The following is an 11,586-nucleotide window of genomic DNA, read 5'->3' on the forward strand; positions in this document are numbered from 1 at the left end:
GGCGTGACCGGAAACGATCAGCGAGGAAGGCGGCGGAGCATGGCCAGGACGACGGACGGGAGCGGCGCCCCCGTCCCCCAGCGACTCCTCGCCGCCGCCACCCGGCTCTTCGCCGAGCGGGGTTACGACCGCACCTCCGTCCAGGAGATCGTCGAGGCCGCCGGGGTCACCAAGGGCGCGCTGTACCACTACTTCGGCTCCAAGGAGGACCTCCTCCAGGAGGTCTACTCCCGCGTCCTGCGCCTCCAGCAGGAGCGCCTCGACGCCTACGCGGACGCCGACGCCCCCATCGAGGCCCGGCTGCGCGACGCCGCCGCCGACGTGGTGGTCACCACCATCGAGAACCTCGACGACGCCGCGATCTTCTTCCGCTCCATGCACCACCTGAGCCCGGAGAAGAACAAGCAGGTGCGGTCCGAGCGGCGCCGCTACCACGAGCGGTTCCGGGCCCTGGTCGAGGAGGGACAGCGGGCCGGGGTGTTCTCCTCCGCCACGCCCGCCGACCTCGTCGTCGACTACCACTTCGGCTCGGTGCACCACCTGTCCACCTGGTACCGCCCGGACGGCCCGCTGACCCCGCAGCAGGTCGCCGACCACCTCGCCGACCTCCTGCTGCGGGCCCTGCGTCCCTGACCGGCCCTACAGGTACTTCTTCAGCTCCCGCCGCGCCAGCGACCGCTGGTGCACCTCGTCCGGCCCGTCCGCCAGCCTCAGCGTCCGTGCCGCCGCCCACAGCTCGGCCAGCGGGTGGTCCTGCGAGACGCCTCCCGCCCCGTGCGCCTGCACGGCCCTGTCGATGATGTCGACGACCGCGCGCGGAGTCGCGATCTTGATGGCCTGGATCTCGGTGTGCGCGCCCCGGTTGCCGACGGTGTCCATGAGCCAGGCCGTCTTGAGGACGAGGAGCCGCAGCTGCTCGATCGTCACCCGCGCGTCGGCGATCCAGTTCTGCACGACGCCCTGCTGGGCCAGCGTCTTGCCGAAGGCCGTACGGGAGACGGCGCGCCGGCACATCAGCTCGACCGCCCGCTCCGCCATGCCGATGAGCCGCATGCAGTGGTGGATGCGGCCGGGGCCGAGGCGGGCCTGCGCGATGGCGAAGCCGCCGCCCTCCTCGCCGACGATGTTCGCCGCCGGGACCCGGACCCCGTCGAAGACCACCTCGGCGTGGCCGCCGTGATAATGGTCCTCGTACCCGTACACCCGCATCGCGCGCCGGATCTCGACGCCCGGGGTGTCGCGCGGCACGAGGATCATCGACTGCTGGCGGCGCGGGTCCGCCCCGTCGGGATCGGTCTTGCCCATGACGATGAAGACCGCGCAGTCGGGGTTCATCGCCCCGGAGATGTACCACTTGCGTCCGTCGACGACGTACGCGTCGCCGTCCCGCCGGATCCGGGTCTCGATGTTCGTCGCGTCGGACGAGGCGACCTCGGGCTCGGTCATCGCGAAGGCCGAGCGGATCTCACCGGTGAGGAGCGGCTCCAGCCACTGCTTCTTCTGCGCCTCGTCGCCGAACTGGGCGAGCAGCTCCATGTTCCCGGTGTCCGGGGCGGCGCAGTTGAGAGCGGTCGGGGCGAGCTGCGGGCTGCGTCCGGTGATCTCGGCGAGCGGCGCGTACTGGAGGTTGGTGAGCCCGGCTCCGTACTCGGCGTCGGGAAGGAAGAGGTTCCAGAGGCCCTGCCGCCTGGCCTCGGCCTTGAGCTCCTCCACCACCGGCGGGGTGTCCCACGGGGAGGCCAGCAGGGCGCGCTGCTCCTCGGCGACGGCCTCGGCGGGGTGGACGTGCTCCTCCATGAAGGCGAGGAGCTTCGCGCGCAGTTCCTCGGTGCGGGGGTCGAAAGCGAAGTCCATGGTGGTCAGCCCTCCTGAAGGGTGGTCAGGCCGTGCTCGATGAAGACGGGGACGAGTTCGCCGATGCGGTCGAAGCCGGCGCCGACGGTCTGCCCGAGGGTCCACCGGTAGTGGATGCCCTCCAGGATCACGGCGAGCTTGAACCAGGCGAAGGCCGTGTACCAGGCGAGCGCGGAGGTGTCGCGGCCCGAGCGGGCGGCGTAGCGCTCGGCCAGTTCGGCGGCGCTCGGGTGCCCCGGGGCCGTGGCGGTGGTGGAGATGGGGGAGTTCGGCAGGTCGAGCGGCGTGCTGTACATGACGAGCAGGCCGAGGTCGGTGAGCGGGTCGCCGAGGGTGGACATCTCCCAGTCCAGGACGGCCCGGATCCGGTCGTCCTCGCCGACGAGGACGTTGTCGAGGCGGTAGTCGCCGTGGACGACGGTGGGCGGGGGCGAGGCGGGCAGGGCGCGCCCGAGGGCCGCGTGGAGCTCGTCGATCCCGAGCAGCTCGCGGCCGCGCGAGGCGTCGAGCTGCTTGCCCCAGCGGCGCAGCTGCCGGTCGAGGAAGCCCTCGGGGCGCCCGAAGTCGCCGAGCCCGACCGCCTCCGGGTCGACGGCGTGCAGGTCGACCAGCGTGTCGACGAGGCCGAGGACGGCGGCACGGGTGCGCTCGGGGCCCAGCGGGGCGAGCTCCCGGGCGGAGCGGTAGGGCGTCCCGTCGACGAACTCCATGACGTAGAACGGCGCGCCGAGCACCGACTCGTCCTCGCAGAGCAGGACCGTCCCGGGCACGGGCACGTCCGTGGCGTGCAGGGCGCTGATGACGCGGTGCTCGCGCCGCATGTCGTGGGCGGTGGCGAGGACGTGGCCGAGCGGCGGCCGGCGGACCACCCAGCGGCCGGTGCCGTCGGTCACGACGTACGTGAGGTTCGACCGGCCGCCCTCGATCAGCCGGGCTTCGAGGGGGCCGGACACCAGTCCGGGGCGCGCACGGTCGAGGTGGCGGCGCAGCCGCTCGGGGTCGAGTCCTGGCGGCGGGGCGGAGCTCATGCGGGCGTACCTCCGGATCGGCTTCGGTCGGCGTTCATGATGACCGACCAGTCGGTATGTCGTCCAGAGGGGGAGGGTGAAGCGTGTCCGCATGGTCACCGCGGGAGGGGTGGGGCGGGCTCGGGGAGACGTACGGCGACAGCGTGTGTCCCGACCTCGCCCGGCCCGTCCACGCCCTGCTCGGAGGCGGGGTCCGGGACGAGGTCGAGCACGGCGCGCACCTCTTCCACACGTGGGCCGGTACGGACGACCGGGGCGCCGCCCTCGACCCGGCGGGCATGCGTGAGGCCCGGGCCGGAACGGTGTCCGGCACGGGCCTCCCGTCGCGTCTAACCCTTGCAGAGCGCCGACGCCAGTACGGCCGCCGCCCCCGCGTTGTAACCCTTCTCGTAGTTCGGGTCCAGCGCGGCCACGCCCTGCTTGGGCGCGTTCTTCTTGCAGTCCGCCTTCGTGTCGGCGACACCCTGCCGGTAGCCCATCCGGTACTGGTTCTGCGCGTCCTTCTGCTCGGTCTGCTTGACCGTGCCGCAGGTGACCGAATGGCCGCCGATCTGGACCGCCGTGACCTCACCCGCGGGGAAGAAGTCCGTGACCGAGAACTCGCCGTTGGCGTTCGCCTTCAGGGTCGCGGTGCTGTTGCCGCCTTCGACGAGGATGGTCTTGCCCGGCTTGAAGTCCTTGCCCGAGACGTTGAACTTGCCCGCCTGCGTGCTCTGCTTCACCGTGCACGTGGCGGACGGCGCGGCCTGTGCCGAACCCACCGTGAGCGCCACGGACCCGAGCAGCAGCGACGAGACCGTCAGCGGAGCCAGTACGGCCATGCGGAGTTTCCTGTTCACTTTTCTTCCCTCCGGTGGCAGGCCCGCACCTCGGGCACGGGCCGAGAGGTTGAAGGCACGGAGGAGTGCAGCGGCGAACAGGAATCCGCGTCTCTTCGACGCGAGCGGTAGGGCCGTCCACGGCCCCGGTCCCGTCCTCGTACGGCTGCCGACCCGATCCGTGGCGGCCCTGAGGGACCTCAAGTCCTTCCATCCTCTCGCGGCCCGCCGGACCTGTCGATTCGGGCCCGGCCCCCTCACTAGGCGTGACAGGCCACCGGTACACCGCCGTTCATCGCCGCCATGTCCCCGAACACCGCCACCGGATCCAGCGGCGACCCCTCCGGCAGGCCCTCCAGCTCCGCGTACGCCCGGTGCAGGTTCGCCACGAGCCGCTCGCTCTCGCGCCACGCGGCGAACTCGCCGAGCTCCGTCCGCCGCGCCGTCTCCAGCGGGGTCGCCCCCTTCGCGTAGCCCTCCACGGCCAGTTCGCGCACCCAGAGCAGATACCGCTCCGTGGTGTCGTACGCCGAGGGGTCGGTCACCCGGCCGTGCCCCGGCACCACCGTCGGCGCGTCCAGGGAGCGCAGCAGGTCGAGCGCGCGCAGTGAACCGGCGAGCGAACCCATCGGCAGGAACGGCGTCCCGCCCTGGAACACCAGGTCACCGGTGAACACCACGCCCTGCTCGGGGAGATGGACGATCGAGTCGCCCGTCGTGTGCGCCGCCCCCGGATGGAGCACCCGCACCTCGATCCCGCCGACGTGGAGCGTGAGCCGGTCGCTGTACGTGACGGAGGGCGGCAGGATGTCGACGCGCCCGAAGTCGGTGCGCGGCCAGATCAGATGGAGCTGGTGGCCGGCCGCGAGCTGCTCGGACCGGCAGTTCTCGTGCCCCACGATCCGCGCCTCCGGGTGGAACACCCCGTTGCCGTAGGTGTGGTCGCCGTGGTGATGGGTGGAGACGATGGTCCGCGGCAGCGGCAGCCCCTCGGCGAGCACCGCCTCGCGCAGCAGAAGCGCCCGCCGCTCGGTGGCGGCGGTGTCGACGAGCAGCGACTCGCCCGCGTGGCCGACGAAACCGGCGTTGTTCAGGCACCAGCCGCCGTCGGGCTGGACGAAGGCGTGCACGTGCGGAGCGAGCGTGACCACATAGGGATCGGTGGCAGACAAAGGGATTCCCCCGGATGAGAGCCCGACTGGACAGGGGAAGAGTGCCAGCCGCCGCCCGCCGCTGAAAACCCGGAACCGCTCACCCCGCTTCGTCCCCGTCCCAGCCCTGCGCCGCCACGAACGCGTCCCCGTGCTCCGCCGACCACCGCCCCAGCGCCTCGATCGGCCCGAGCAGCGAACGCCCCAGCGCCGTCAGGCCGTACTCGACCCGGGGCGGCGTCTCCTCGAACGCCCGCCGCTCCACCAGCGCGTACCCCTCCAGGCGCCGCAGCGTCTCCGTCAGCACCTTCGCGCTGATCCCGCCGATCGCCGCCCGCAGCTCGCCGGGACGGCGCGGCCCGTCCGCGAGCGCGTACAGGACGACCCCGTTCCAGGTGTGGGCGAGCAGGTCGAAACCGAGCCGCGCCCGGCAGTCCGCGAGAAGCCGGTCGGGAACCATTCGGTAAGTCGCCCCCCGCCTACGGTCGTTCACGACAGCACGCACAACGGTACGTGAAGGAGGACGCCCCATGCGGGTGGGAGTACTGGGTACGGGAGCGATGGCGCGGGCGCTCGGCGGCGGATGGGTCCGGGCGGGCCACGAGGTGCTCGTCGGCGGCCGGGACGCGGACCGGACCGCCGCGCTCGCCGCGCGCACCGGCGCCCGGCCGGGCACCCTCGCCGAGGCGGCCCGCTTCGGCGGGGCGACCCTGCTGGCCCTGCCGTACGACGCGGTCCTGCCGGTCCTCGGGGCGGTGGCCCCCGACGGCGCGCTCGGCGGACGGATCCTGATCGACTGCACCAACGCGGTGGGCCCCGGGCCCGTCCTCACCACCGGCGAGGGCCCGGGAGCCGCCCGGACGCTCGCCGCCGCGACGGGCGCCCGCGTGGTCAAGGCCTTCAACCACCTCACGCCCGCCGTGTGGAGCCGCACCCCGCCCGTCTTCGCGGACGGACCGGTCGCCGTCCCCCTCTGCGGGGACGACGAGGAGGCCCTGACGCTCGTCGCCACCCTGGCGGCCGACCTGGGCTGCGCCCCCTTCGTGGCCGGCCCGCTCGCGCACGCCGACCTCCTGGAGGCGGCCACCGCCTTCCTCATCGGCCTCTGGACCTCGGGCCGCGACCCGCGCGCCATGCTCCCGCCGCCGGCGGCGCTCGGCGGCTGACCCCCCGGCTTGCGGGCCGGCCCGGAGACACCGAGGGTCGGGGTATGAAGGCGATCAGCTACAGCCGGTACGGCGGCCCGGAGGTCCTGGAGTACGGCGAGCTGCCCGAGCCCAAGGTCGGACCGGACGCGGTCCTGATCGAGGTGCGGGCGGCCGCCGTCAACCCGGTCGACTGGAAGTGCCAGGCCGGATACCTCGACGGCATGATGGACGCGGTGTTCCCGGTCGTCCCCGGCTGGGACGTCTCCGGCGTCGTCGTCCGGCTCGGGGTCTCCGTGCCCGAGTTCGCCGTGGGCGACGAGGTCATGGGGTACGTCCGCGAGGACTTCCTCTCCCGGGGCACCTTCGCCGAGTACGTCGCCGCCCCCGTCCGCACCCTCGCCCGCAAGCCCCGCACCTTCGACTTCGAGGAGGCCGCGGCCCTTCCGCTCGCCGGCCTCACCGCGTACCAGGTCCTCCACCGGCCCCAGGCCCTCGCGGTACGCCCCGGCGAGACCGTCCTCGTCCACGCGGCGGCCGGCGGGGTCGGCTCGATGGCCGTACAGATCGCCCGCCACCTCGGCTGCCGGGTCATCGGCGCGGCCAGGGAGGCCGGCCTGGAGCGGGTCGCGGAGCTCGGCGCCGAACCCGTCCGGTACGACGAGGAGACCTTCACCGACCAGGTCCGCGCCCTCGCCCCGCTGGGCGTGGACGCCGTCCTCGACACCATCGGGGGCACGTTCCTGACGCTCTCCGCCCCGCTCATCGCCCCGGGAGGCCGGCTGGCCTCGATCGCCGACGGCGAGGTCCTCGCGCTCGGCGGCAGCTACTTCTGGGTCCGTCCCGACGCCCAGGACCTCGCGGCGCTCGCGGACCTGGCCGACGAGGGCGTCCTGTCCGTACGGGTGGCCAGGTCGTTCCCCCTGGAGCAGGCGGCCGAGGCCCAGCGCGCCAACGCGGCGGGCGGCCTGAACGGCAAGGTCGTGGTCACCGTCCCGTAGGGCCTGTCGTCACGCTTCCGTCCGCCCCGCCGGCCGACGACGGGAGGGTGACGACACCCCCTGGGCGCCGAGGATCACCAGATGACGGCCGCCCCGAAGACGGCGAGCGCGATCGTGCACCCCGCCGCGAGCAGTGCGCCGCGGTGCGAGAGCGGGAGCGGCCGGGCCGCGCCCAGCGAACGGATCCGGCGGTGGGCCACGGCCAGGAACGCGACCCACACCAGGGACGACAGCGCGAGTCCGGTCAGCTCCTTGGCCGTGATCTCGTCGCTCACCGTCAGCTTCACGGCGAGGACCGCGACGACCGTGCACGACAGGGTCGTACGCCGCCACGCGAGCCGGGTCCGCTCCGGCTGGAGCCCCGGATCCCGCGCCTCGGCCGCCGGGTTCACCGCCCGGCCCGGCCGAAGACCACGAGCACCACCATGGCCAGAGCCACCGCGGCCACCGCGAGGCTGAGCACCGCGGGGAAGCGGGACACCGGCAGGTCCTCGCCGCGTCGCATCGCCCGCTCGCAGCGGACCCAGTGGTTCACGGCCCGCAGGGCGCACAGCACCCCGCCGACGAGCAGCGCGAGCGCCAGCCCCACGCGGACGCCCCAGCGCAGGTCCGGCAGGAACTGGTCGACGGCGAACCCGCCGCCGACCAGGGCGAGCGCGGTCCGGATCCAGGCCAGGAAGGTCCGCTCGTTCGCGAGGGAGAAGCGGTAGTCGGGGGTCTCTCCCTCGTCCCGGATCCGCTGCGGCGCGAACCACAGCCGCAGGCTCTGCACGAAATCGCTCACTCGTGCACCCTAACGGCCGGTGGATCACCCCGCCGGGTGCGCACCGCGCAGCAGCTCGTACGCGGCGAGCCCGTCCGGGACCCAGTCCCAGGAGCCGAGGCGCTCCTCCAGCTCCCCGTCCGTGAGGAAGGAGTGCCAGGCGACCTCCTCCGCCTGCGGGCTCACCGGCAGCTCGCAGCGGACCTCGTAGACCGCCGACCACCACCGGCCGGCCACGCCCCCGGAGTCGTACAGGAAGCGCAGCACCGGTACGGGCCGGGGCAGCCCGGACACCCCGAGCTCCTCCTCGGCCTCCCGCAGCGCGGCCTCGTCGTAGGACTCGCCCGCGCCGACGACGCCGCCGACGAACATGTCGTACTGGGAGGGGAACAGCAGCTTCGTCGGTGTCCTGCGGTGGACGAAGACCCGGCCCTCGGCGTCCCGGACCCGGACGAAGACGCAGCGATGGATGAGGCCCCGCGCGTACACCTCACCGCGCGGGGCCCGCCCGATCACCCGGTCCTGCTCGTCGACGACGTCGAGGATCTCTTCAGAGGCGCTCATGCGCCCATGAAATCACTGCCCCATGACGTACTTGACCGTCGGACCGGTCGTCCAGCCGCCGTCCACGGCGAGCTCCGCGCCCGTCACGTACGAGGCGGCGTCCGAGAGCAGGAAGACGACCGCGCCCGCGATCTCGTCGGCCTCGCCGACCCGGCCCATCGGCGTGTTCGGGTACTTGCCCTCGCCGCGCTCGATGCCGACGGAGGCCGTCATCGGGGTGTAGGTCATGCCGGGGTGGACGGAGTTGACGCGGATCCCCGCCGTGCCGAGCTCCACCGCGCCGATCTTCGTCAGGCCGCGCACGCCCCACTTCGAGGCGCCGTAGCCGGCGGTCAGGGCCAGGCCCATCAGGCCGGCCGCCGAGGAGATGTTGACGATCGAGCCGCCGCCGGCCTCCTTCATCGCCGGTATCGCGGCCTTCATGCCGATGAAGACACCGGTCAGGTTGATGTCGAGGACCTTGCGGAAGTGCTCGACGGACTCGGTCTCCAGGAACGCGCCGGTGGAGATGCCCGCGTTGTTCACCAGGCCGTGCAGGCCGCCGAACTCCGCCACCGCGAAGGCGACGGCCGCCGCCCACTCCTCCTCGGAGGTCACGTCGTGGTGGAAGAAGCGGGCCCGCTCGCCGAGCGCCTCCGCCGTGGCCTTGCCGTCCTCGTCGAGCACGTCGGTGACCACGACGTTCGCGCCGGCCGCCACGGCCAGCTTCGCGGCCTCGGCGCCCAGGCCGCGGGCGCCGCCGGTGATGAGCACGGTCTTGCCGGTGAGGTCGTTCATGAGAGGGGGTCCCTTCGGGGGTCTGCGGGATTCTGTTCAGACGCTCCGGGGCTGTGCGGCCCGGAGAAGCGCGGTGGTGGTCTCGACGAGATCGGCGAGGAAGAGCGGCTCGTCCGTGAGGGGCTCGGTGCCGCCGAGGTACTGCCGGGCCCGGTCCGCCATGGCCGCGCCCACCACGGTCAGCGCCAGGTCGAGGCGCTCCAGGAGCAGCGGCTCGGGGAGCCCGCCGGCGGCCAGCCGGTCCGCGATCCGCTCGATCAGGCGCCAGTAGACGGTGCCGGCGAGCGTGGGATGGGGGGTGCGGGTGCGCACGCCGCTCTCGTGGCTGAGCTGCGCCGAGATCCGCAGGCAGCGGCGGCCCCGCTCGGTGCGCAGCTCACTGGCCTCGGCGGTGACGAGCGCGGCGACGAGGGGCCGCAGGTCGTCGCCGGCGGCGTCGAGGAGGGGCGCGAGCACCCGTTCCGTGCGGGCCTGGCGACCGGCCATGACGGCGTCGCGGAGCCCGGTGCGCGAGCCGAAGTGGTACTGCACCGCGGAGGGGTTGGCCTGTCCGGCCAGGGCCACGACGTCCCGGAGCTGTGCGCCGTCGACGCCCTGTGCGGCGAAGAGCTCCTCCGCCGCGCGGATCAGTTTCTCCCGGGTCTCGGGTCCCGACGTCCTCGCCATGCCCCCATATTAATGCTCGACATTAGAAAAGCGAAAGACCGGGAAAACAGGGCGGACGGTTGACTCGATACATCCGTGTATCCAAGATGCGGTCCATGTCCTACGACGCTGATGTGATCGTGATCGGGGCGGGCCTCGCCGGCCTCGTCGCCACCGCCGAACTGGTCGCCGCCGGCCGCACCGTGATCCTCCTCGACCAGGAACCCGAGCAGTCCCTCGGCGGCCAGGCCCACTGGTCCTTCGGCGGCCTGTTCCTCGTCGACTCGCCCGAGCAGCGCAGGATGCGCGTCAAGGACAGCCGCGCCCTGGCCCTCCAGGACTGGTTCGGCACCGCCGGCTTCGACCGCACCGAGGACCACTGGCCGAGGAAGTGGGCCGAGGCGTACGTCGACTTCGCGGCCGGCGAGAAGCGCGCCTGGCTCCACGCGCGCGGGGTGCGCTTCTTCCCCGTCGTGGGCTGGGCCGAGCGCGGCGGCTACGACGCGAACGGCCACGGGAACTCCGTACCCCGCTTCCACATCACCTGGGGCACCGGACCCGGCCTCGTCGCCCCCTTCGAGCGCACGGTCCGCGCGGGCGCCGCCCGCGGCCTCGTCGACCTCCGCTTCCGCCACCGGGTCACCGGACTCACCCGCACGGCCGGAGCCGTCGACACGGTCTCCGGCGAGATCCTGGCCCCCTCCACCGCCGCCCGCGGCACCGCGTCGAGCCGCGAGGTCACGGGAGCCTTCGAACTCCGGGCCCAGGCCGTGATCGTCACCTCCGGCGGCATCGGCGGCAACCACGACCTCGTCCGCGCGCAGTGGCCCGCGCGGCTCGGCACCCCGCCCGCCAAGCTGCTCTCCGGCGTCCCCGCCCACGTCGACGGACTCATGCTCGGCATCACGGAGAAGGCCGGCGCCCACCACATCAACCGCGACCGGATGTGGCACTACACCGAGGGCATCGAGAACTGGAACCCGATCTGGGCCCGCCACGGCATCCGCATCCTGCCCGGCCCGTCCTCCCTCTGGCTGGACGCGACCGGCAAGCGCCTGCCCGTGCCGCTCTTCCCGGGCTTCGACACCCTCGGAACCCTCGAACACATCATGCGGACCGGCCACGACCACACCTGGTTCGTCCTCGACCAGCGGATCATCGGCAAGGAGTTCGCGCTCTCCGGCTCCGAACAGAACCCGGACCTCACCGGCAAGTCCGTCCGCGACGTCCTCGGCCGCGCCCGCGCCGACGTACCGGCGCCGGTCAAGGCCTTCATGGACCACGGCGCCGACTTCGTCGTCGAGAACGACCTCCCCGCCCTCGTCCGCGGCATGAACGCCCTCACCGACGAACCCCTGATCGACGAGACCGCCCTGCGCCGCGAGATCACCGCCCGCGACCGCGAGATCGCCAACCCCTTCACCAAGGACCTCCAGGTCACCGCGATCCGGGGAGCCCGCAGGTACCTGGGCGACAAGCTGATCCGCACGGCGGCGCCGCACCGCATCCTCGACCCGAAGGCGGGCCCGCTGATCGCCGTCCGCCTCAACATCCTGACCCGCAAGTCGCTCGGCGGCCTGGAGACCGACCTCGACTCCCGCGTCCTGACGGAGGGCGGGGAACCCCTGGAGGGCGTGTACGCGGCGGGGGAGGCGGCCGGCTTCGGCGGCGGCGGAGTCCACGGCTACCGCTCCCTCGAAGGCACCTTCCTGGGCGGCTGCATCTTCTCGGGCCGCGCGGCGGGCCGGGCGGCGGCGCGCGCGGTGAGCTGAGGTCCACCCGGCACGTGGCGCGGCTCACACACCCGGCCCTTCGTGTCGTGGGCCGCCCCACTGGCCAG

Annotated in this window: 14 protein-coding genes; 4 read left to right on the forward strand and 10 right to left on the reverse strand. The window is 73.1% G+C overall.

Annotated elements, in window-relative coordinates; genetic code table 11:
- Nucleotides 1-39 precede the first annotated feature (39 nt).
- Complete coding sequence (locus ACFV2S_RS19160; protein ID WP_385560119.1) at nucleotides 40-633, forward strand: TetR/AcrR family transcriptional regulator; 594 nt, start codon at nucleotides 40-42, stop codon at nucleotides 631-633.
- 6 nt (nucleotides 634-639) lie between these two features.
- Here the strand turns inward: ACFV2S_RS19160 and ACFV2S_RS19165 are convergent, their stop codons facing one another.
- From ACFV2S_RS19165 to ACFV2S_RS19185, 5 genes are all read right to left on the reverse strand, one after another.
- Nucleotides 640-1,854 carry an acyl-CoA dehydrogenase family protein gene (locus ACFV2S_RS19165; protein WP_385560122.1) on the reverse strand — a complete coding sequence of 405 codons (1,215 nt, stop codon included), beginning with the start codon at nucleotides 1,852-1,854 and terminating at the stop codon, nucleotides 640-642.
- Between the two features lie 5 nt (nucleotides 1,855-1,859).
- Nucleotides 1,860-2,882, reverse strand: coding sequence for a phosphotransferase family protein (locus ACFV2S_RS19170; protein WP_385560125.1), 1,023 nt, complete (start codon nucleotides 2,880-2,882; stop codon nucleotides 1,860-1,862).
- A gap of 329 nt (nucleotides 2,883-3,211) precedes the next feature.
- The gene (locus ACFV2S_RS19175; protein WP_385560129.1) at nucleotides 3,212-3,703 is read right to left on the reverse strand and encodes a hypothetical protein; all 492 of its coding nucleotides are present in this window, start codon (nucleotides 3,701-3,703) and stop codon (nucleotides 3,212-3,214) included.
- 257 nt (nucleotides 3,704-3,960) lie between these two features.
- On the reverse strand, nucleotides 3,961-4,872 hold the full coding sequence (locus ACFV2S_RS19180; protein ID WP_385560132.1) for an MBL fold metallo-hydrolase: 912 nt from the start codon (nucleotides 4,870-4,872) through the stop codon (nucleotides 3,961-3,963).
- Nucleotides 4,873-4,951: 79 nt separating this feature from the next.
- Nucleotides 4,952-5,311, reverse strand: coding sequence for a winged helix-turn-helix transcriptional regulator (locus ACFV2S_RS19185; protein ID WP_383794704.1), 360 nt, complete (start codon nucleotides 5,309-5,311; stop codon nucleotides 4,952-4,954).
- A 70-nt stretch (nucleotides 5,312-5,381) separates the two neighbouring features.
- Between ACFV2S_RS19185 and ACFV2S_RS19190 the strand changes: the two genes are divergently transcribed.
- Nucleotides 5,382-6,017 carry an NADPH-dependent F420 reductase gene (locus tag ACFV2S_RS19190; protein ID WP_383794701.1) on the forward strand — a complete coding sequence of 212 codons (636 nt, stop codon included), beginning with the start codon at nucleotides 5,382-5,384 and terminating at the stop codon, nucleotides 6,015-6,017.
- A gap of 44 nt (nucleotides 6,018-6,061) precedes the next feature.
- A complete protein-coding gene (locus ACFV2S_RS19195; protein ID WP_385560137.1) occupies nucleotides 6,062-6,997 on the forward strand; it encodes an NADP-dependent oxidoreductase in 936 nt (311 codons plus the stop codon).
- A 74-nt stretch (nucleotides 6,998-7,071) separates the two neighbouring features.
- Here ACFV2S_RS19195 and ACFV2S_RS19200 read toward each other — a convergent pair whose 3' ends face one another.
- The 5 genes from ACFV2S_RS19200 to ACFV2S_RS19220 are packed head-to-tail and all read right to left on the reverse strand — an operon-like array spanning nucleotide 7,072 to nucleotide 9,767.
- Nucleotides 7,072-7,389: a DUF202 domain-containing protein gene (locus ACFV2S_RS19200; protein WP_383794695.1), complete on the reverse strand. Its 318-nt coding sequence runs from the start codon at nucleotides 7,387-7,389 to the stop codon at nucleotides 7,072-7,074.
- Complete coding sequence (locus ACFV2S_RS19205) at nucleotides 7,386-7,781, reverse strand: YidH family protein (protein ID WP_385560141.1); 396 nt, start codon at nucleotides 7,779-7,781, stop codon at nucleotides 7,386-7,388. Before ACFV2S_RS19205 ends, ACFV2S_RS19200 begins: the two co-directional genes overlap by 4 nt.
- Nucleotides 7,782-7,805: 24 nt before the next feature.
- Complete coding sequence (locus tag ACFV2S_RS19210) at nucleotides 7,806-8,324, reverse strand: NUDIX domain-containing protein (protein WP_385560144.1); 519 nt, start codon at nucleotides 8,322-8,324, stop codon at nucleotides 7,806-7,808.
- 12 nt (nucleotides 8,325-8,336) lie between these two features.
- Entirely contained in the window at nucleotides 8,337-9,101 is a 765-nt protein-coding gene (locus ACFV2S_RS19215; RefSeq protein ID WP_385560147.1) for a glucose 1-dehydrogenase, read from the reverse strand.
- Between the two features lie 36 nt (nucleotides 9,102-9,137).
- Complete coding sequence (locus tag ACFV2S_RS19220) at nucleotides 9,138-9,767, reverse strand: TetR/AcrR family transcriptional regulator (protein ID WP_385560150.1); 630 nt, start codon at nucleotides 9,765-9,767, stop codon at nucleotides 9,138-9,140.
- A gap of 95 nt (nucleotides 9,768-9,862) precedes the next feature.
- On the opposite strand from ACFV2S_RS19220, the gene ACFV2S_RS19225 reads away from it, so the two are divergent.
- The gene (locus ACFV2S_RS19225; RefSeq protein ID WP_385560153.1) at nucleotides 9,863-11,518 is read left to right on the forward strand and encodes an FAD-binding dehydrogenase; all 1,656 of its coding nucleotides are present in this window, start codon (nucleotides 9,863-9,865) and stop codon (nucleotides 11,516-11,518) included.
- Nucleotides 11,519-11,586 lie beyond the last annotated feature (68 nt).

It is taken from the genome of Streptomyces sp. NPDC059695 (genome assembly GCF_042733785.1).
Lineage (GTDB): Bacteria > Actinomycetota > Actinomycetes > Streptomycetales > Streptomycetaceae > Streptomyces.